General features: G+C 71.7%; 19 protein-coding genes and 1 pseudogene. 13 read left to right on the plus strand and 7 right to left on the minus strand.

All coding sequences use genetic code 11. The features are described from left to right. Window positions 1-155: 155 nt before the first annotated feature. Window positions 156-1,358, plus strand: a complete 1,203-nt coding sequence (locus IO29_RS15280; protein ID WP_030380003.1) for an acetyl-CoA C-acetyltransferase — start codon at window positions 156-158, stop codon at window positions 1,356-1,358. A 65-nt stretch (window positions 1,359-1,423) separates the two neighbouring features. Continuing rightward, window positions 1,424-2,380, plus strand: a complete 957-nt coding sequence (gene meaB, locus IO29_RS15285) for a methylmalonyl Co-A mutase-associated GTPase MeaB (RefSeq protein ID WP_030380002.1) — start codon at window positions 1,424-1,426, stop codon at window positions 2,378-2,380. A gap of 152 nt (window positions 2,381-2,532) precedes the next feature. Here meaB and IO29_RS15290 read toward each other — a convergent pair whose 3' ends face one another. Beyond that, a complete protein-coding gene (locus tag IO29_RS15290) occupies window positions 2,533-3,228 on the minus strand; it encodes an alpha/beta fold hydrolase (RefSeq protein WP_030380001.1) in 696 nt (231 codons plus the stop codon). 121 nt (window positions 3,229-3,349) lie between these two features. Between IO29_RS15290 and IO29_RS15295 the strand changes: the two genes are divergently transcribed. Beyond that, window positions 3,350-3,982, plus strand: a complete 633-nt coding sequence (locus IO29_RS15295; protein WP_033226412.1) for a TetR/AcrR family transcriptional regulator — start codon at window positions 3,350-3,352, stop codon at window positions 3,980-3,982. Window positions 3,983-4,061: 79 nt separating this feature from the next. Here the strand turns inward: IO29_RS15295 and IO29_RS15300 are convergent, their stop codons facing one another. From IO29_RS15300 to IO29_RS15315, 4 genes and pseudogenes are all read right to left on the minus strand, one after another. After that, window positions 4,062-4,538: a MarR family winged helix-turn-helix transcriptional regulator gene (locus IO29_RS15300; RefSeq protein WP_030379999.1), complete on the minus strand. Its 477-nt coding sequence runs from the start codon at window positions 4,536-4,538 to the stop codon at window positions 4,062-4,064. 104 nt (window positions 4,539-4,642) lie between these two features. Beyond that, a pseudogene (locus tag IO29_RS15305) lies at window positions 4,643-5,445 on the minus strand (AIM24 family protein). Beyond that, window positions 5,442-6,092: an AIM24 family protein gene (locus tag IO29_RS15310; RefSeq protein WP_030379997.1), complete on the minus strand. Its 651-nt coding sequence runs from the start codon at window positions 6,090-6,092 to the stop codon at window positions 5,442-5,444. The pseudogene IO29_RS15305 and the gene IO29_RS15310 overlap by 4 nt, the downstream one beginning before the upstream one ends. Before the next feature lies 1 nt (window position 6,093). Further along, window positions 6,094-6,732, minus strand: a complete 639-nt coding sequence (locus tag IO29_RS15315; protein ID WP_030379996.1) for an AIM24 family protein — start codon at window positions 6,730-6,732, stop codon at window positions 6,094-6,096. A 270-nt stretch (window positions 6,733-7,002) separates the two neighbouring features. Between IO29_RS15315 and IO29_RS15320 the strand changes: the two genes are divergently transcribed. Both IO29_RS15320 and IO29_RS15325 read left to right on the plus strand, forming a co-directional pair. Next, entirely contained in the window at window positions 7,003-7,347 is a 345-nt protein-coding gene (locus IO29_RS15320) for a DUF3817 domain-containing protein (protein WP_030379995.1), read from the plus strand. Beyond that, complete coding sequence (locus tag IO29_RS15325) at window positions 7,344-7,658, plus strand: MTH1187 family thiamine-binding protein (protein ID WP_030379994.1); 315 nt, start codon at window positions 7,344-7,346, stop codon at window positions 7,656-7,658. The genes IO29_RS15320 and IO29_RS15325 overlap by 4 nt, the downstream gene beginning before the upstream one ends. On the opposite strand, the gene IO29_RS15330 is transcribed toward IO29_RS15325, so the two are convergent. Then, the gene (locus IO29_RS15330) at window positions 7,622-8,644 is read right to left on the minus strand and encodes an ArsR/SmtB family transcription factor (RefSeq protein WP_033226411.1); all 1,023 of its coding nucleotides are present in this window, start codon (window positions 8,642-8,644) and stop codon (window positions 7,622-7,624) included. The two genes, IO29_RS15325 and IO29_RS15330, sit on opposite strands and share 37 nt — an antisense overlap. 70 nt (window positions 8,645-8,714) lie before the next feature. Between IO29_RS15330 and IO29_RS15335 the strand changes: the two genes are divergently transcribed. The 4 genes from IO29_RS15335 to IO29_RS15350 all read left to right on the plus strand — a co-directional run bounded on the left by IO29_RS15335 (window position 8,715) and on the right by IO29_RS15350 (window position 12,734). Next, window positions 8,715-9,998, plus strand: a complete 1,284-nt coding sequence (locus IO29_RS15335; RefSeq protein WP_030379992.1) for an MFS transporter — start codon at window positions 8,715-8,717, stop codon at window positions 9,996-9,998. 22 nt (window positions 9,999-10,020) lie between these two features. After that, the gene (locus IO29_RS15340) at window positions 10,021-10,530 is read left to right on the plus strand and encodes a MarR family winged helix-turn-helix transcriptional regulator (protein WP_030379991.1); all 510 of its coding nucleotides are present in this window, start codon (window positions 10,021-10,023) and stop codon (window positions 10,528-10,530) included. A gap of 77 nt (window positions 10,531-10,607) precedes the next feature. Next, window positions 10,608-10,949, plus strand: a complete 342-nt coding sequence (locus IO29_RS15345; protein WP_030379990.1) for a DUF3817 domain-containing protein — start codon at window positions 10,608-10,610, stop codon at window positions 10,947-10,949. Between the two features lie 84 nt (window positions 10,950-11,033). Continuing rightward, the gene (locus IO29_RS15350; protein ID WP_030379989.1) at window positions 11,034-12,734 is read left to right on the plus strand and encodes a coenzyme B12-dependent isobutyryl-CoA mutase large subunit; all 1,701 of its coding nucleotides are present in this window, start codon (window positions 11,034-11,036) and stop codon (window positions 12,732-12,734) included. A 231-nt stretch (window positions 12,735-12,965) separates the two neighbouring features. Here the strand turns inward: IO29_RS15350 and IO29_RS15355 are convergent, their stop codons facing one another. Then, complete coding sequence (locus tag IO29_RS15355) at window positions 12,966-13,583, minus strand: TetR/AcrR family transcriptional regulator (RefSeq protein WP_030379988.1); 618 nt, start codon at window positions 13,581-13,583, stop codon at window positions 12,966-12,968. Window positions 13,584-13,836: 253 nt separating this feature from the next. On the opposite strand from IO29_RS15355, the gene IO29_RS15360 reads away from it, so the two are divergent. The 4 genes from IO29_RS15360 (at window position 13,837) to IO29_RS15375 (ending at window position 18,319) form a co-directional block, all read left to right on the plus strand. Further along, window positions 13,837-14,817, plus strand: a complete 981-nt coding sequence (locus tag IO29_RS15360) for a tetratricopeptide repeat protein (protein WP_030379987.1) — start codon at window positions 13,837-13,839, stop codon at window positions 14,815-14,817. A gap of 699 nt (window positions 14,818-15,516) precedes the next feature. After that, window positions 15,517-16,110, plus strand: coding sequence for a DUF6230 family protein (locus tag IO29_RS15365; protein ID WP_234307527.1), 594 nt, complete (start codon window positions 15,517-15,519; stop codon window positions 16,108-16,110). Between the two features lie 186 nt (window positions 16,111-16,296). After that, entirely contained in the window at window positions 16,297-16,923 is a 627-nt protein-coding gene (locus IO29_RS15370; RefSeq protein ID WP_030379985.1) for a DUF6114 domain-containing protein, read from the plus strand. Further along, window positions 16,913-18,319 carry a hypothetical protein gene (locus tag IO29_RS15375; RefSeq protein WP_030379984.1) on the plus strand — a complete coding sequence of 469 codons (1,407 nt, stop codon included), beginning with the start codon at window positions 16,913-16,915 and terminating at the stop codon, window positions 18,317-18,319. Before IO29_RS15370 ends, IO29_RS15375 begins: the two co-directional genes overlap by 11 nt. The last annotated feature ends 46 nt before the right edge of the window (window positions 18,320-18,365 follow it).

Below are 18,365 nucleotides of genomic sequence, written 5' to 3' on the forward strand. Positions count from 1 at the left end.
GACAGTGGAGCGCTCCGCGGATGGTTACGCAACGTGCGCGCGATCACACCGTAAGAGCGGTGACGGCACGGAGTGCCACTCAGTACATTCGAAGTAAACCCTCGTTCACTTCCACTCACTCCTCGGCAGTGCAGCCGGTAAGGGGATCGCAGCTCATGACCGGAACGAACAGCACGACCTCGGTGATCGTCGCGGGCGCGCGTACGCCCATGGGGCGCCTGCTGGGCTCCCTGAAGTCCTTCTCCGGAGCCGATCTCGGCGGCTTCGCGATCAAGGCAGCCCTCGACCGCGCGGGCATCGGCGGCGACCAGGTGCAGTACGTGATCATGGGCCAGGTGCTCCAGGCCGGGGCGGGCCAGATCCCGGCGCGGCAGGCCGCGGTCAAGGCGGGCATCCCGATGAGCGTCCCGGCGCTCACCGTCAACAAGGTGTGCCTGTCCGGCCTCGACGCCATCGCGCTCGCCGACCAGCTGATCCGCGCCGGCGAGTTCGACATCGTCGTCGCCGGCGGCCAGGAGTCCATGACCAACGCCCCGCATCTGCTGCCGAAGTCCCGCGAGGGCTACAAGTACGGCGCCGTCCAGATGCTCGACGCCATGGCGTACGACGGCCTCACCGACTCCTTCGAGAACATCGCCATGGGCGAGTCCACCGAGAAGCACAACACCCGGCTCGGCATCGCCCGCGAGGCGCAGGACGAGATCGCCGCCCTCTCCCACCAGCGGGCCGCCGCCGCCCAGAAGAACGGCCTGTTCGAGGCCGAGATCACCCCCGTGGAGATCCCGCAGCGCAAGGGCGAGCCGGTCGTCTTCAGCGAGGACGAGGGCATTCGGCCCGAGACGACCGCCGAGTCGCTCGGCAAGCTGCGCCCCGCGTTCAGCAAGGACGGCACGATCACCGCGGGCTCGTCCTCGCAGATCTCCGACGGGGCCGCGGCCGTCGTCGTGATGAGCAGGGCCAAGGCGGAGGAGCTGGGCCTGGAGTGGATCGCCGAGATCGGCGCCCATGGCAATGTGGCGGGGCCGGACAACTCCTTGCAGTCCCAGCCGTCGAACGCGATCCGCCACGCGCTCGGCAAGGAGGGCCTGGAGGTCGGCGACCTCGACCTCATCGAGATCAACGAGGCCTTCGCGGCCGTCGCCGTCCAGTCAATGAAGGACCTGGGGATCTCCTCCGAAAAGGTGAATGTGAACGGTGGCGCGATCGCGCTCGGCCACCCCATCGGCATGTCCGGCGCACGGCTCGTTCTGCACCTGGCGCTGGAGCTGAAGCGGCGCGGCGGCGGGGTCGGCGCGGCGGCGCTGTGCGGCGGCGGCGGCCAGGGCGACGCGCTGATCCTGCGGGTGCGGGGCGCCTGACACCTGTAGGTCTGTTCCTGTCCGGGCCCGCGGGGTCTGAGACGCATGTCTGAAACGGAGTCGTGATGCAGGACGTCGCCACGCTGGTCGCCCAGGCGAGGGAGGGCCGGCCGCGTGCCGTGGCCCGGCTGATCTCCCTGGTGGAGGGGGCGTCCCCGCAGCTCAGGGAGGTCATGGCCGCGCTCGCCCCGCTGACCGGCGGGGCGTACGTGGTGGGGCTCACGGGGTCGCCGGGCGTCGGCAAGTCGACGTCCACGTCGGCGCTGGTCACCGCGTACCGCAGGGCCGGGAAGCGGGTCGGCGTGCTCGCCGTCGACCCGTCCTCGCCGTTCTCCGGGGGCGCGCTCCTCGGCGACCGGGTGCGCATGTCGGAGCATGCCTCCGACCCCGGCGTGTACATCCGTTCGATGGCGACCCGTGGGCACCTGGGCGGTCTCGCCTGGGCCGCGCCCCAGGCGATCCGGGTGCTGGACGCGGCGGGCTGCGAGGTGATCCTCGTCGAGACGGTGGGCGTCGGGCAGTCGGAGGTGGAGATCGCCTCGCAGGCCGACACGTCGGTGGTGCTGCTGGCGCCCGGGATGGGCGACGGCATCCAGGCCGCCAAGGCGGGCATCCTCGAGATCGGCGACGTCTACGTCGTCAACAAGGCCGACCGCGACGGCGCCGACGCGACGGCCCGCGAGCTGAACCACATGCTGGGCCTCGGCGAGGCACGGGGCCCGGGCGACTGGCGCCCCCCGATCGTCAAGACGGTCGCGGCCCGGGGCGAGGGCGTCGAGGAGGTCGTCGAGGCACTGGAGAAACACCGGGCCTGGATGGAGGAGCGCGGCGTCCTCGCCGACCGCCGCCGGGCCCGCGCGGCCCGCGAGGTCGAGACCATCGCGGTCACGGCGCTCCGGGAACGCATCGGCGACCTGCATGGTGACAGGCGCCTGAGCGCGCTGGCGGACAGGATCGTAGGGGGCGAGCTGGACCCCTACGGGGCGGCGGACGAACTGGTGGAGGGGCTGGTCGGGGGGTAGGCGCGGGAGAGTTCGCGGGGTCGGTCGCAGGGCGGCCGCGGGCGGGTGCGTGGTCGTTCGCGCCCGGTGTGGCCACGTCGCGGATCGGCACGGTCCCGCGCCCTTGACGGGGCGCGGTACGTCCATCGGTACCGGCCCGTCGACGGCTGCCGTTACAGGCTCAGCAGCAGGTCCCGTACCGCTGCGGGTTCGGACAGGAACGGGTGGTGGCCGGTGTCGAGTTCGACGACCTTGCCGGCCCGGCGGGCGTACTCGCGTTGCAGGTGCGGCGGGGTGCCCCGGTCCTGGGCGCAGACCAGGTAGGTCGAGGGCACCTGCTGCCACGCCGCCGCCCCGACCGGCTGTCCGGTGACCCGCACGCTCTGCCGGGCGAGGTGGTCCGCCGCCCGCGCACGGACCTCGGCGTCGCAGTCGTGCAGGAAGGTGCCCACGAGCAGTTCGGGGCGGACCCCGAAGGTGCCGGCGCCGGGGTCGACGTCAAGGAACGGGGCGGGCCCGTCGGCCCCGAAGTCCGACAGGCGCTGCCCGACCTCGGGCAGGTAGCTGGAGACCAGCACCAGATGGCGTACCGACCCGACGCCCGCGGCGGCTTCCGCGGTGACGATGCCGCCGTAGCTGTGGGCGACCACGACGGTCGGCTCGTCGCCGTCCAGCAGTACCTGCCGCACCGCCGCCACGTCCTCCGGCAGCCCCGGGCCGTCGGCGCCCGCGGGAAGCTCCGCCTCACCGCAGCTCGGCAGCGCCGGAGCCACACTCGGCACTCCTCGCTCCCGCAGCAGCCCGGCGGTGCGGTGCCACCACCAGGACCCGTCCCGCACGCATGCGCCATGCACGAACACGACCCTCATCGCCACCTCCGCGTCTGTCCCGGCTGCCGCCCCGTTCCGGCCGGCCCGGCTGTCCGGCCGTCTCGGCCGCCCTCTCGATCAACGGTAGACGTAGCCGTCGTTACGCGAAAAGATGGACCGCATGGGCAGACGACCGCAGCCGCACATCAAGGACAGGCTCCTGGACGCCTGCGTCGATCACGCCCTCGCGCACGGTCTTCCCGACCGGCTCGAGCCGCTCGCCACCGCCACCGGCACCTCGGCCCGCATGCTGCTCTACCACTTCGGCACCCGCGACGCCCTGTTGCGGGCCGTCCTCGGGCGTGCGCGGCAACGTCAGCTCGACACATGGGGCGACCTCCTGCGGGCGCGGTCCGACGAGCCCTACACCGTCACCCTGGAGCGCGCCTGGGCCTCGATCACCGGCGCGGAGGGGCGACCGTACCTGCGGATGTTCGGCCGGCTGCGCGAGAGTACGGAGCAGCAGTTGTGGCCCGGCTTCCGGCGCACCGCCACGACCGACTGGCTGGGGCCGCTCGAGGACGGTCTGCGCGGCACCGGCCGGCCGGAGCTGGCCACGCTCGTCCTCGCCGTCATCCGCGGTCTTCTCATGGACCTCGACGCCACCGCCGACACCGCCCGCGCGGACCGGGCCTTCCACGAGTTCCTCGCCTCGTTCGCGCACCTGGCCGACGGTGACCGCTCAACCGGCCACCGCCGCCGGCAAACCGTCGGCAGCGGCCCGGCCGCCACCGAGGCGGCGTCCGGCCCCTAGGGCCGGCGCCGGGGCGGCGTCCCGCCCATGGCCCCGCGTCGCCCGCCGGTGAGTCCGAGAGGCGCGCGACGCGGGACCGTCACGGCTTGCCGCGCTGCGTCCGCAGCTGCTCCGCGACCGGCCGCAGCGCCTTGTGCAGCTGCTCCAGGTCCTCCTGCGACAGCAGATCGATGAAGTGGCGTCGGACGGAGGCGACGTGGTGCGGCGCCACCTTCTGCATCATGTCCATGCCATGCTCGGTCAGCACCGCGAAGAGTCCGCGGCGGTCGGACTCGCAGTTCTCGCGCCGCACCAGGTCGGCGTTCTCCATGCGGGTGATCTGGTGCGAGAGCCGGCTCTTGGACTGGAGGGTGGCGGCCGCGAGGTCGCTCATCCGCATCCGTACGCCCTCCGACTCGGAGAGGTTCACCAGGATCTCGTAGTCGTTGATCGTCAGGCCGAACGGCTGTAGATCCTTCTCGAGCTGGTACGTCAACAGCCTGTTGACCTCCAGGTGGGTGCGCCAGGCGCACTGCTCCGCATCGGTCAGCCAGCGGGTGGCCGTCTCGGTCTCCATGGATGAAGTCTACCTAAAAGGTTGAATGACGAACTAGTGAGGGGTGGTGACGTGCGTCAACGAGTACGCGCACCCGTTCGACGTCACCCTCCGCAGACTACCGCTCACAGCCCGAAGCGACACGCTGGAGATCACCGAGCTGTCCGGGAAGGCGCGGTGATCCCGCCCCCTGCCCCTGACCCCCCGGCGCCCCGCCCCCGCCCGGCACGCCCGGCTCCGACGGCACCGCCCCCGTCGCCTGCTCCGCCATCAGCGCCTCGGAGGACTGCAACAGCACCGTGCCCGCCCCCACGAACTCGAACTGGTGCTCCTCCCCGGAGGCCCCGCCGATCCCCGTCATCGCACGTAGACCGCCCATCACCCCCGTCAGATAGCCGTGGTCGTAGTGGTGGCAGGGAGAGGGGCAGTCGGCCCAGCCGACCAGCGCCTGCGGGTCCACCCGGATCGGCGGCTCCATGAACACCACCGGACCGTTGGAGGCCGCCACGAACTTGCCCGTGCCGATGAGCGTCAGGAACCCCGGAACGATCGACTGCTTCAGCGCGAGAGTTGGCTGAAAAGCGAGAAGATTGCCCGAGCGAATGGTCAGATTGCCGTCCTCCAGGTCATACGAGTTGACGTCGAAGGCCCGGTCGGCCAGGAGCATCTTGCCCGAGCCCTCCGCCACCACCCAGTCGCTCGCGTGCAAAGGCGAATGGAACGACGTACGCACCAGACGGTCCAGCCGGCCGTGCCCGATGCCGTTGAAGTCGATCGACCCGTAGTAGGCGATCATCTTCCCCTTTTGCAGGAACCACTGACCGCCCTTGAGCTCCACGCAGAAGGTGTACGCGTTGACGTTGTCGTCCACCGGCAGCGTCATGGGGTCGTACACCACCGGCCCGCCGGGCATTCCGTAGCCGCTCACAGCTTCTCCTCCGAGGCCTGCACATACACCGAGCCACTGCCGCTCAGCTCCAACTGGAAGGCCTCGCCCGAGCCGCGGCCCACCATGTCCCGCCAGCCCAGCGCCGTCGACAGCTTGTTGCGCACGTCCCCGTGGTGGGCGACGTAGGCCTGCGGGTCCACATGGACCGGGCGCTGCGGGGTGATCGGCACCTCGAACACCCCGCCGTGCGCCATCACCGCCACCGCGCCGTGCCCCTTCAGACTCGTGGTGAACAGGCCCTGCCCGGTGACCTGCCCGCGCACCATGCCCATCACCCCGCCCTGCGAGCCCAGGAACACCGTGCCCTGCTGGAGCGCGCCGTCGAAGGCGAGCAGCCGGTCCGCCTCCACGTACAGCGTGTCCCCGGCGAGCTGGATCACCTGGACGTGATGGCCGCCGTGCCCGAACAGCACCGTGCCGCTGCCCTCCACCGTCATCAGCGGTGTCGCCTCGTTGGCCACCCGGCGGCCGATCATCGACATCAGCCCGCCCTGACCGCCCTGCACATTGGGCGTGAAGGACACCTCCCCCTTGTACGCGAGCATCGCGCCGCGCTGGCTGAACAGCCGTTGCCCCGGCGCCACCGTCGCCTCGACCATCTTCGAGTTGATCTCACGGAACGGCATGTCACACATCCCCCGCGATCGTGTTCCGCTCGCTCGGCTGCACATACACCAGGCCGTCCCCCTCGAACCGGATCTGGAACGCCTCGCCGCCGCCCTCGCCCATGAACGTGCGGAACGTCACCCCCGACTGGAAGGACTGCCGGACGTTCCCCTGGTGCGCGATGTACGCCCCCGGGTCCACCGTCAGCGGATACTGCGCGCTCACCCGCAGTACCACCGCCGGGCCGTCCGACAGCAGCGCCGCCTGCCCGTGCCCCTCCACCGTCGTGGTGAACAGCCCGTTGCCCTGCGAGGCGCCGCGCAGCCCCGTGAACGTCGTCCCCGTGCGCAGGCCGGCGTCCGTGACGAGCAGGTTGCTCGACTCGACGTACAGCGTGTCCCCCCGGAGGGAGACGAGATTTATCTCGGAGGCGCGGTCCGCGAACCAGCAGGTGCCGTGCCCGCGTGCCTCCATCACCGTCATCTGCTCGCCGGTGAGCCGCCGGGTCACCATCCCCCGCAGGCCCTCACCGCCGCCGCTGAGTTTCTTGAAGGCGATCTGCCCGTCGTACGCGACCATGGAGCCGTTCTTCGCCTTCACGGCGTCGCCGGTCATGTCGACGGCCAGCACCTTGCTGCCTTGGAGTCGGAAGGTTGCCACGCTGCGAAGGTAGCCGTCCGACGGGTGGAGACAACACCACCCGTAGGTGGAGTCCGACCCTGAATCCACCCCTTAAGGGACGCCCGGCCCGCGCCGACGGGCCCGCCCGTCCGCCCGGCGAACGGTGCCCGGCACCCCCTGAAGAAGTGCCCGGACCCGGCAATGCCAGAATGGGGCAGCGCTTGTGCGCCCGTTCACAAGCCGTCCCGAGCCGTGGCGCCCCCGCGCCGCGCCCGCCCCCGTCATCCGACGTCTCCCACGAGGTGATCCGTGGACATCAAGACCGCCACCGCCCTGCGCCGGCTCCGACTGGTCTCCGCCCCCGAGGCCATCTCCTTCCTGCTCCTCCTCGTCTGCTCCGTGCTGAAGCGGACCACGGACTTCAACGCGGTACCCGTGATGGGCGCGATCCACGGACTCCTCTTCGTCCTCTACGTGCTCTTCTGGGCCGACGCCTGGAACCGGGCCAAGTGGAGCCCGGGCACCGCCGCGCTCTACTTCGTCCTCTCCGTCCTGCCCACCGGCGGCTTCTTCGCCGAGCGCAAGCTGCGCCGCGAGGCCGAGGACGCGGTGATCGCCGCCCGCGCCCGCCGCGAAGGGGTGGTCGGCGCATGATCGTCGCCTTCTCCGTGACGCCCCTGGGCGTCGGCGAGGACGTGGGGGAGTACGTCGCCGACGCCGTCCGGGTCGTCCGCGCCTCCGGACTGCCGCACCGCACCGACGCCATGTTCACCTCCATCGAGGGCGAGTGGGACGAGGTCATGGACGTCGTCAAGCGCGCCGTCGCCGCCGTCGAGAAGCGCGCCCCGCGCGTCTCCCTCGTGCTGAAGGCGGACATCCGCCCGGGTGTCACCGACGGCCTCACCAGCAAGGTCGCAACGGTCGAGCGTCACCTCTCGGGGGACCCGGCACCTTCCGGGGACTGAGCCCCGCCGCCCCCCGCCAGCAGCGCGATCCCGAGCGGCGTCCGCTCGTACAGCACCTGGTGGCCGTAGCGCCGCGACAGCAGCAGCCCGGCCTCGCGCAGCGTCGCCAGATGCGCCGAGACCGACGAGGGCGCGAGCCGCAGCCGGTGGGCGAGCACGGTGGTGCCGGCCGGCTCGTCCAGCGCGGCGAGCACGGCCGCCCGGCCGCGCCCCAGCAGCCGTACCAGCGCGTCCGGCGTCCCCTCGGCCGGCTCCGCCCACAGCCCCCCGATGCCGCGCGCCGGATAGACGAGCGTCGGCTGCCACGGCGGCTCGAACGTACTGACGACGTCCGGCCACACGAAGACGCTCGGCATCAGCACGAGCCCCCGCCCGTCGAGACGCCGCTCGTGCTCACCCCGGTACTCGACCGTCAGCGTCCCCGCGTGCCAGCCGAACCGCCGGTTGATCTCCGGCAGCAGCCCCCCGAGCCCCACCTCCGCCAGCCGCCGCGAATGGAACGCCACGTCGGCCTCCAGCAGCGCCCGCAGCCGGGGCCAGTCCGGGGCGACGACGGTGTACCAGACCTCCTCCATCGCGTCGGCCAGCTCCCGGACCATCCGCACCGGGTCCGCCAGCCAGGCCCGGCCGTACGCCGACTCCAGCGCCCCCGGTGTGTCCGCGAGCGAGCGCGCGGTGTCCTCCCACGCCGCCTCCGGATCGGCCGCCCGCACCGCCGCGATCTCCTCCTCGAACCGGGCCGAGGGCCCGATCGGCGGCGGCGACAGCCAGTCCGGGGTGTGCCCGAAGCGGGGCATCAGCAGCCACAGCGGCGTCAGGTCAAGACGCGCCACGGCCGGCGCGACCCGGCGCAGCCAGCGCGCGTGGTACCCGTGCCGCTCCGGCCGCTTCAGCGTCCGTACGACGTCCTGCGTCTCCCACAGGGGCGACACGGCGAACCGGCAGGACAGGAAGTCCTCCTCGGCGAAACGCAGCCGCGAGGGCACGACCACCTCCCAGGATTCGGCGACAGCCGAAACTCTAGGCGGCCCGGCGGGTGACGATCACGCTGCCACCATGCCCCACGACGAAGCCGCGCCCCCGGACGCTCCCGGCGGCTACACCCGCGTCCTGCGCGTACCCGAGTTCCGCGCGGTCTTCGCCGCGCACACCCTCTCCCTCCTCGGCGTCGTCGTCAGCGAGATCGCCCTCTCCGTCCTCGTCTACGACCTCACCGGCTCGCCCCTGCTCAGCGCGCTGACCTTCGCGCTCGGCTTCCTGCCGTACCTCGTCGGCGGCACCCTGTTCGCCGGGGTCGCCGACCGGTTCCCCGCCCGCCGCGTCCTGGTCGTCTGCGACCTCCTGTGCGCGGGCTGCGTGGCCGTCATGACGGTCCCCGGCACCCACATCGCCGTCCTGCTCGCCCTGCGCTGCGCGCTCGCGGTCGTCTCGCCCGTCTTCCAGGGCACCCGCATGGCGACCCTCGCCGACGTCCTCGGCGACGGCGACCTCTTCGTGCTCGGCCGCTCGCTGCTGCGGATCGTCTCCCAGAGCGCCCTCCTGGTCGGCTACGGCTGCGGCGGACTGCTGCTCACCGTGCTCACCCCGCGCCACGCCCTGGTGATCACCGTCGCCACCTTCCTCTCCTCCGCGCTGCTGCTGCGGCTCGGCACCCGGCGCCGCCCGGCGCGCGCGTCCGGCCGCGACGGCGCCCCGGTGGCCGGCCCGCTCTCCGGCGCCCGGCGCGTGCTCGCCGACCGGCGCACCCGCGTCCTGCTCCTGCTGTTCTGGGTGCCGCCGATGTTCTGCGTCGTCCCGGAGGCCCTGGCCGCCCCCTACGCGGACCGGATCGGCGCCGGGTCGACCGGGCTCGGGCTGCTGATGTGCGCGCTGCCCGTCGGCACCATCGCCGGTGAGCTGTTCGCGGGGGCGCGGCTGCGCCCGGCCACCCGGGAGCGCGTGACGCTGCCGCTGCTCTCCTTCATGCTGCTGCCCTACCTCGGCTACGCCCTCGCCCCCGGCCTCGGCTGGGCACTGTTCCTGCTGGCGCTCTCGGGCGCCGGGTCCGCGTACACGCTCGGCCTGGACCAGTGGTTCGTGGCCGCCTTGCCACAGGAGCTGCGGGGCCGCGCCATGACGCTGAACACGGCCGGGCTGATGACCGTGCAGGGCGTCGGCATGGCGCTCGCGGGCGTCGTCGCGCAGTTCGCCGGGGTGCCCGCCACGGTGGCCGGCGCCGGGGCGCTCGGCACGCTCGTCTGCGTCCTGCTGGCCCTCTCGGCCCGGCGCGGGGAGCGCGCGGCGGACGCGTACCGAAAGAATGAGCGACCGAACAGCGAGACGGGGCTGACCACCATGTGACCGGCCGGTAAGGTCTGGTTCCGTGCCAAAGCCCCTCGGTCTCTCCTTCGACCCCATCGCGCGCGCCGACGAACACTGGAAGCAGCGGTGGGGCAGCGTGCCCTCCATGGCGGCGATCACCTCGATCATGCGGGCCCAGCAGATCCTGCTCGCCGAGGTCGACGCGGTCGTCAAACCGTACGGACTGACGTTCGCGCGGTACGAGGCGCTGGTGCTGCTCACGTTCTCGAAGTCGGGTGAGCTGCCGATGTCCAAGATCGGCGAGCGGCTCATGGTGCATCCGACCTCCGTCACCAACACCGTCGACCGGCTCGTGACGTCCGGACTGGTCGCCAAGCGTCCCAACCCCAACGACGGCCGCGGCACCCTCGCCTCCATCACCGACAAGGGCCGCGAGGTGTGCGACGCCGCCACCCGCGAGCTGATGGCGATGGACTTCGGGCTGGGCGCGTACGACGCGGAGGAGTGCCAGGAGATCTTCGCGATGCTGCGGCCGCTGCGGGTGGCGGCTCACGACTTCGAGGACGAGTGACCGGACCCCTCCGGGGGTGTCGTACGCCACCGGGGGCGCCCGAAGATCGGGCCCCGCCGCTCGTTACGCTCGTACCCATGAAGAAAAGCGTGCTGACCCGCTACCGCGTGATGGCGTACGTCACCGGTGTGCTCCTGGTCCTGCTGTGCCTCAGCATGATCGCCAAGTACGGGTTCGACGTCGACGGTGCCGCGGACTTCACCCGGGTCGTCGCCATCGCACACGGCTGGCTCTACGTCGTGTACCTCGTGTTCGCCTTCGACCTGGGCGCCAAGGCGAAGTGGCCGGTGGCCAAGCAGCTCTGGGTGCTGCTGGCGGGCACCGTGCCGACCGCGGCCTTCTTCGTGGAGCGCAGGATCAGCCACGAGCTGGAGCCGAAGCTCGCGCAGGACGCGGCGCCGGCCGCGGCCAAGGCATAGCGGGGACCGCTCCACCGCCGTACGGGCACACGTACGGCGGTCCCCCATCGACATTTACTTGGACGTCCTAGTAAATTCGGGGGTATGGACGCTGACGCCATCGAGGAGGGCCGCCGTCGCTGGCAGGCCCGCTACGACGCCTCCCGCACCCGCGACGCCGATTTCAGCACGCTCTCCGGCGACCCCGTGGACCCGGTCTACGGGCCCCGGCCCGGCGACACCTACGACGGCTTCGAACGGATCGGCTGGCCGGGGGAGTACCCCTTCACCCGCGGCCTGTACCCGACCGGCTACCGAGGACGGACGTGGACGATCCGGCAGTTCGCCGGGTTCGGCAACGCCGAGCAGACCAACGAGCGCTACAAGATGATCCTCGCCAACGGCGGCGGGGGACTGTCGGTCGCGTTCGACATGCCCACGCTCATGGGCCGCGACTCCGACGACCCGCGCTCGCTCGGCGAGGTCGGGCACTGCGGTGTGGCGATCGACTCGGCGGCCGACATGGAGGTCCTCTTCAAGGACATCCCGCTCGGCGACGTGACGACCTCCATGACGATCAGCGGGCCCGCCGTGCCCGTCTTCTGCATGTACCTGGTCGCCGCCGAGCGGCAGGGCGTGGACCCGGGCGTCCTCAACGGCACGCTCCAGACGGACATCTTCAAGGAGTACATCGCGCAGAAGGAGTGGCTCTTCCAGCCCGAGCCGCATCTGCGCCTCATCGGCGACCTGATGGAGCACTGCGCATCCCGCATCCCCGCGTACAAGCCGCTGTCCGTCTCCGGCTACCACATCCGCGAGGCCGGCTCCACGGCCGCGCAGGAGCTCGCGTACACCCTCGCGGACGGGTTCGGGTACGTCGAGCTGGGCCTCTCGCGCGGTCTGGACGTGAACGTGTTCGCCCCGGGGCTGTCCTTCTTCTTCGACGCGCACGTCGACTTCTTCGAGGAGATAGCCAAGTTCCGGGCCGCCCGGCGGATCTGGGCGCGCTGGATGCGCGACGTGTACGGGGCGACGTCGGAGAAGGCGCAGTGGCTGCGCTTCCACACGCAGACCGCCGGGGTCTCGCTGACCGCGCAGCAGCCGTACAACAACGTGGTGCGCACGGCGGTGGAGGCGCTGGCGGCGGTGCTCGGCGGCACGAACTCGCTGCACACCAACGCGCTCGACGAGACGCTGGCGCTGCCGTCCGAGCAGGCGGCGGAGATCGCGCTGCGCACGCAGCAGGTGCTGATGGAGGAGACCGGGGTCGGCAACGTGGCCGACCCGCTGGGCGGGTCCTGGTACGTCGAGCAGCTGACCGACCGGATCGAGGCGGACGCGGAGAAGATCTTCGAGCAGATCAGGGAGCGGGGGCTGCGGGCGCACCCCGACGGCCGGCACCCGATCGGTCCGATCACCTCCGGGATCCTGCGCGGGATCGAGGACGGGTGGTTCACGGGGGAGATCGCGGAGTCGGCGTTCCAGTACCAGCGGGCGCTGGAGAAGGGTGACAAGCGGGTCGTGGGCGTCAACGCCCACACCGGGTCGGTCACCGGGGACCTGGAGATCCTGCGGGTCAGCCATGAGGTGGAGCGGGAGCAGGTGCGGGTGCTCGGCGAGCGGCGGGCCGCGCGCGACGAGGCGGCCGTGCGGGGCGCGCTGGACGCGATGCTCGCGGCGGCGCGGGACGGCTCGAACATGGTCGATCCCATGCTGGACGCGGTGCGGGCGGAGGCGACGCTGGGCGAGATCTGCGACGCGCTCCGCGAGGAGTGGGGCGTCTACACGGAGCCCCCGGGCTTCTGAGGGCCCCGTAAGGGGCGCGGGGGCTGTGTCTCTGCGCGGCTCCGTCGCGGTGCGCGAGCGGCGTGCCCGCCCCCCGCGTAAGGGGCGCGGGGAACTGCGCGAGCAACCACGACGCACCCGCACCCGCCGTACATCCCCCGCCCCGAACTCTTGGGCGCTCGCGCCCCGGGGTCGAAGGGGCGGAGCCCCTGGGGGACGGGAAGGGTAGGGGCGGCGGGGGCGAGACAACCGTCACACCCCCGCCAGCCCCTCCAGCAGCAGCCGCGTGAACGCCGCGGCCCACGCCGCGTCCGCCGGTTGTCCGCTCACCAGCGTGCGGTGCACCACCGCCCCCGCCACCACGTCGAAGATGAGATCCGCCGCCCGCGCCGCCGCCCCCGCGTCCGGTTCCGCGGGGAGTTCGCCGCGGGCCGTCGCGCGGGCCCGCCCCTCCACCACCAGCCGCTTCTGCCGCTCCACGATCGACGTCCGGATCCGCTCCCGCAGCGGCGTGTCCCGCGTGGCCTCGGCGACCACCGCCATGAGCGCCGTCTTGGTCTCCGGCCGGTCCAGGATCGCGGCGAACTGCCGCACCACGCCCTCGACGTCCGCCGCCAGGCTGCCCCGGTCCGGCAGTTCCAGCTCGTCGAAGAGGACGGCGACCGCGTCCACGACGAGCTCGTTCTTGCCCGCCCACCGCCGGTACAGCGTGGTCTTCGCCACGCCCGCCCGCGTCGCCACGTCGCCGAGGGTCAGCCGGGACCAGCCCAGGTCGACCAGTGCCGCCCGCGTCGCCTCGAGGATCGCGGCGTCCGCGGCGGCGCTGCGGGGGCGCCCGGCGGGACGGGACGCGGAGGGTTGTTCGGGCATGTCAGTGACCATATCCGGCCCCTCGGCGGCCGGTATGCGTCAGTGTTGTGAAGTCGTGAGGGAGATCACCGGAAGAGGGTCCACGGCCGCCCCGCACCCCGGTTACGCTACGAGCCGTAGCGAAAAGCGACGACCACGGCGCCAGGTGGGGACCCGGCGCATCGCGCCGGGTGGGGACCCGGCGCACTCGCGCACGATCCCCCGGATCGGACGCGTGGACCACGCGTGTGCGCGGAAGGGGGAGGATGTACTCATGCAGCCACGGAACATGTCCATGAGCGGAGTCGTCGACCTCGCCGCGGTGAAGGCGGCCCAGGAGGCCAAGGCGAAGGCGGAGCAGGCGCGCGCCGAAGCCGCCCGGCGGGGCGACACGGGGGCGGTGTCCCCCGCGGACCTGGTGCTCGACGTCGACGAGGCCGGGTTCGAACGTGACGTACTCCAGCGCTCCACCGAGGTACCCGTCGTCATCGACTTCTGGGCCGAGTGGTGCGAGCCCTGCAAGCAGTTGAGCCCGGTCCTGGAGCGGCTGGCCGTCGAGTACAACGGCCGGTTCCTGCTCGCCAAGGTCGATGTCGACGCCAACCAGATGCTGATGCAGCAGTTCGGCATCCAGGGCATCCCGGCGGTCTTCGCCGTCGTCGCCGGCCAGGCGCTGCCCCTCTTCCAGGGCGCGGCGGGCGAGCAGCAGATCCGGGAGACGCTGGACCAGCTCGTCCAGGTCGCCGAGCAGCGGTTCGGGCTGACGGGGCTGACCGTCGACCCGGACGCCGTGCCCGGCGGGCGCCCGGCCGACGCCGACGCCGAGGCCCCGGCCGGCCCGTACGACGCCCTGCTGGAGGCCGCCGTCAGCGCCCTGGACTCGGGCGACCTGGCGGGCGCCGTGGCGGCGTACAAGAACGTGCTGAGCGACGATCCCGGCAACCCGGAGGCGAAGCTGGGCCTCGCGCAGGCCGAGCTGTTGCGGCGGGTGCAGGGTCTGGACCCGCAGAAGGTGCGTCAGGAGGCCGCCGAGAAGCCCGGTGACGTGGCCGCGCAGATCGCCGCCGCCGACCTGGATCTGGTGGGCGGTCATGTGGAGGACGCCTTCGGCCGGCTGACCGACACGGTGCGCCGTACGGCCGGTGACGACCGGGACGCGGTGCGGGTGCGGCTCCTCGAACTGTTCGAGGTCGTCGGGGCCGAGGACCCCCGGGTGACAGTGGCGCGCAGGGCGCTCGCCCGGGCCCTGTTCTGACCGGTTTACGCGTCTTGCTGATGACCTGTCGCTAAACATCGGGTGCTGTGATGCCCCGGTGAAAATTCGCCGACCGAGTGGCGCAGGCGGCCGCGCTTTGCCAAAACTTGGCAATCGCGGCCGCTGTTACTCCGAGTAAACCAGCCCTGTTGGTCTGTCGGTGTGTGTCCGTACTTCAACCAGTTCGTCGCCCCGTTCTGTGCCACCGAGCGTCGCCGTCCGGCGCCGTCGCGTCGTGGCGTGGTTATCGCGCCGTTACTAGCGAGTAACGAACCCCCTTGCGGGGGCGGCCGGAATGCACCACGATCGGCGACGCTCGGTCCAATGCCGTACCCCGCAGCCAGCCGGGTCGCGGAGCGTCTTGGGTCCCCACCGGGCAGGGGCCGGCGACAGTGACGCCGGTTCCTGGACAGGGGGGTCTCCGCCGTCCGGTGGAGCCTGTCCGGCAGGTTGTGCGTGATGCGTGTCAGGCGCGACCAGTGGTTGTCGCTCGGGGGTGATCGCCGGTGATCCGGGCGCGGTCCGTGCCCGGCGCAACGGGCGCTCTCCTTACCGAGGACGTAGCACTTCTCCCATCCCTGCCCGGGCTCGGCCGCCTACTCGGGGGCAGCCGGGGTCAGGAGATGTACGTCCGAGAAGGAGGAAATGATGGAGTCCCAGGTGCGTGGCGGGACCAGATGGAAGCGGTTCGCTGTGGTCATGGTGCCCAGCGTGGCCGCTGCCGCAGCTATCGGTGTGAGTCTGGCCCAGGGCGCGCTGGCCGCGTCGTTCAGTGTGTCCGGCCAGGAGTTCAAGGTGCGGGCCGGCCACCTCGAGGGTCATGGCTTCGCGCAGTACGGCGGCGTCGACAGCGGTTACACGACGACCGAGGGCAAGGAAAAGACGGTGCACCCCGTCGCGATCTCGTCGTTCAAGAACGCCGAGATCACGAACATGTGCCAGTCGGTCAAGACGACGATCCCGCTCATCGGGAAGACGTTCTACCTCCGTCTCGAAGCCGGGCCCGACGCGAACCACAAGGTGGAGGCCAAGAACCTCTACATCGACGTGGCCCAGCTCGACGCCGATGCGACGTTCAAGAACATCGACATCGGCGTGGCCGTCAAGGACCAGACCAAGGGTCCTGCCGTCAAGAGCGGTGAGAACGCGCTGCCGGGCGGCTTCGCCCAGCAGGCGGACTCGGCCGACCTGACGGACGTCAAGCAGACGGCCTGGGCGACCACGGCCGGCACCTTCAAGCTCAGCGGCCTGAAGATGCGGCTCGGCACGGACGCCGACATGGAGTGCTTCTGACGGCTCCCGCGGCACGGGTGCCTCCGGGCAACTGAGGCATCGAGTGGGTGGGGAGGCCCCGGCTTCCCCACCCCGGTTCCCGGCCGGCGCCGCGCGCCGGGCATCCTTGCACCCTTCGACTTCCGGCTTACCGTCCCCATGGCCGAGCCGGTACGTACCTCCACCGGACCCAGGGAGCTGTTTTCCATGAGTGCCGAGACCCCGGTCCGACGCGTCGGGACCTTCACCCGGTTGCGTCTGGGCTTCCGCGCCTGGCGGGGCAGCCGGCCTTTCTGGGCGGGCCTTCTCACCGCGCTCGGCGGAGTGCCGATCGCCTACTTCCCGTATGCCACGCTCAAGCTGGGCACCATGTCGGTCACCATGTCGACGACCGCGGGCTCCGCCTCACTGATCATCGGCGTGCTGCTGGTCACGCTGGGGCTGACGATGTGGTTCCAGCAGGCCACCCGGGTCTTCGCCGGAGTCGCGGCGATCATCCTTGGCCTGGTGTCCCTGGTGGTGTCCAACATCGGCGGGTTCGTGGTCGGCTTCCTGCTGGCGATGCTCGGCGGCGCCATGGCCATCTCCTGGGTGCCCAGCAAGGCCAAGCCCGAGCGGGCCACGTCCGAGCCGGACGCCGGGAAGCAGGACCCGGACGGCGAGGGCGCCACCCCGCCCGCCGTACCCGCCGCCGAGGAGCCGGGGACGCCGCACGCCCCCGCCGACGGCCCGGCGGCGCCGTACACCCCGCAGCCGCCGCACCCTTCCGCCGGCGAGGGCGCCCCGGACGCCCACGGCTTCGAGGACCAGGACGGGGGGTACCGTGTCCGCTGACGAGGCGCGCGACATCGCCGCGCCCCCGAGAACCGGGCCGCGCCACGCGGCCCCGAGGAAGCCGCTGTTCACCCGCTTCCACGTGCCGGCCGGCAAGGCGATAGCGCTGGCGGCGATGCCGACGGCGGTCCTCATGGGGATGGGGCTCACGCCGACGCTCGCCACCGCCGACGACCACGCGTCGTCCTCCAAGACCCTGTCGGCCGAGGAGTACCAGGACTGCGTGGACGCGCTGGCCTCCGCGTCGGCCTCGCCGTCCGCGTCGGAATCGTCCAAGGACAAGTCCAAGGACAAGGACGACGAGGACACTGACACCGAGTCGGGGAAGGCGGACGAGAAGACGGGCTCGTCGTCCTCCGACGACTCGAAGGGTTCCTCCGGTTCCTCCGACGCGTCCGACGGCAAGGACTCGACGGGTACGTCGGGTTCCGGTTCCTCCTCGTCGACATCGAAATCCGGCTCGGATTCGTCCTCCTCGTCCTCTTCCTCGGATTCAGGTTCCGAGGACAAGGGCGCGGGCGACGACAAGAGCGAGCCGTCCGCCTCTCCCTCCGCCTCCGCGAGCGGCGGTGGCGGGCTGCTTCAGGGCATCGGCGACGCCCTGAAGGACATCCTCACCCCGGGCGACGACACCAAGGACTCCGGCGACACCTCGTCGGCCACTCCGGCCCCCTCGGCGTCCAAGACGGCCGACGACGCCGCCGCCAAGGCCAAGGAGACCACCAAGAAGGTCACCGACACGGCCGGGGACGCCGCCAAGGACGTCACCGACACGGCGACCGGGGCGGCGGGGGACGCGGCGCGGAAGGCCACCGAGAAGGCGAAGGATGCGGCCGAGGAGGCCACGTCCTCGCCGTCCCCCTCCAGCTCGGCCGACCCGAGCCCGTCGGCCTCCGCGAGCGACGGCACCGACCCGGACGACTGCCCGGCGGCCACCGACGCCGAGGGCGGCGTCGACAACCAGGTGCTCCTGCCCGACGACCCCTGGCACCTCCAGGCCAGCTCGCTGACGCTGAAGGGCGCCGACTACAAGGGCATCGTCGAGGTCAGGACCGCCGACGGCACCACCAAGAAGGTGCTCAAGTACGTCATCTCCGCCGGCACCGACATCGGTGACCTGCACCAGACGGTCGTCGACAAGAGGACCGGCACGACGCACCACGTCCAGGCCGCGAAGGGCTCGACGTCGACCATCACCGACGGCGACACCGTCATGTACACCGAGAGCATCTCCGGCAACCTGCTCGGCCTCATCCCGATCACGTTCGACCCGGAGCACCCGCCGCCGCTGAACATCCCGCTGATCTATTTCACCCACGTCGAGGTCGTCCAGGCCGGCCAGTTCGGCGGCACCCTGCACATCCCCGGGCTGCACCAGTACACGACCGACAGCTGACCCACCGCCCCCCCCGGGAGCCGCAACGGACTGTGGCCCGGTATCC

Source organism: Streptomyces sp. NRRL F-6676, from assembly GCF_000725625.1.
In the GTDB taxonomy this organism is placed as follows: Bacteria; Actinomycetota; Actinomycetes; order Streptomycetales; family Streptomycetaceae; genus Streptomyces.

What these genes read in the sequence shown, in the direction of transcription:
- IO29_RS15280 (WP_030380003.1), top strand. Translation starts at nt 156, where the DNA reads ATGACCGGAACGAACAGCACGACCTCGGTGATCGTCGCGGGCGCGCGT.
- meaB (WP_030380002.1), top strand. Translation starts at nt 1,424, where the DNA reads ATGCAGGACGTCGCCACGCTGGTCGCCCAGGCGAGGGAGGGCCGGCCG.
- IO29_RS15290 (WP_030380001.1), bottom strand. Translation starts at nt 3,228, where the DNA reads ATGAGGGTCGTGTTCGTGCATGGCGCATGCGTGCGGGACGGGTCCTGG.
- IO29_RS15295 (WP_033226412.1), top strand. Translation starts at nt 3,350, where the DNA reads ATGGGCAGACGACCGCAGCCGCACATCAAGGACAGGCTCCTGGACGCC.
- IO29_RS15300 (WP_030379999.1), bottom strand. Translation starts at nt 4,538, where the DNA reads ATGGAGACCGAGACGGCCACCCGCTGGCTGACCGATGCGGAGCAGTGC.
- IO29_RS15310 (WP_030379997.1), bottom strand. Translation starts at nt 6,092, where the DNA reads ATGCCGTTCCGTGAGATCAACTCGAAGATGGTCGAGGCGACGGTGGCG.
- IO29_RS15325 (WP_030379994.1), top strand. Translation starts at nt 7,344, where the DNA reads ATGATCGTCGCCTTCTCCGTGACGCCCCTGGGCGTCGGCGAGGACGTG.
- IO29_RS15335 (WP_030379992.1), top strand. Translation starts at nt 8,715, where the DNA reads ATGCCCCACGACGAAGCCGCGCCCCCGGACGCTCCCGGCGGCTACACC.
- IO29_RS15345 (WP_030379990.1), top strand. Translation starts at nt 10,608, where the DNA reads ATGAAGAAAAGCGTGCTGACCCGCTACCGCGTGATGGCGTACGTCACC.
- IO29_RS15350 (WP_030379989.1), top strand. Translation starts at nt 11,034, where the DNA reads ATGGACGCTGACGCCATCGAGGAGGGCCGCCGTCGCTGGCAGGCCCGC.
- IO29_RS15355 (WP_030379988.1), bottom strand. Translation starts at nt 13,583, where the DNA reads ATGCCCGAACAACCCTCCGCGTCCCGTCCCGCCGGGCGCCCCCGCAGC.
- IO29_RS15360 (WP_030379987.1), top strand. Translation starts at nt 13,837, where the DNA reads ATGCAGCCACGGAACATGTCCATGAGCGGAGTCGTCGACCTCGCCGCG.
- IO29_RS15365 (WP_234307527.1), top strand. Translation starts at nt 15,517, where the DNA reads ATGGTGCCCAGCGTGGCCGCTGCCGCAGCTATCGGTGTGAGTCTGGCC.
- IO29_RS15370 (WP_030379985.1), top strand. Translation starts at nt 16,297, where the DNA reads ATGAGTGCCGAGACCCCGGTCCGACGCGTCGGGACCTTCACCCGGTTG.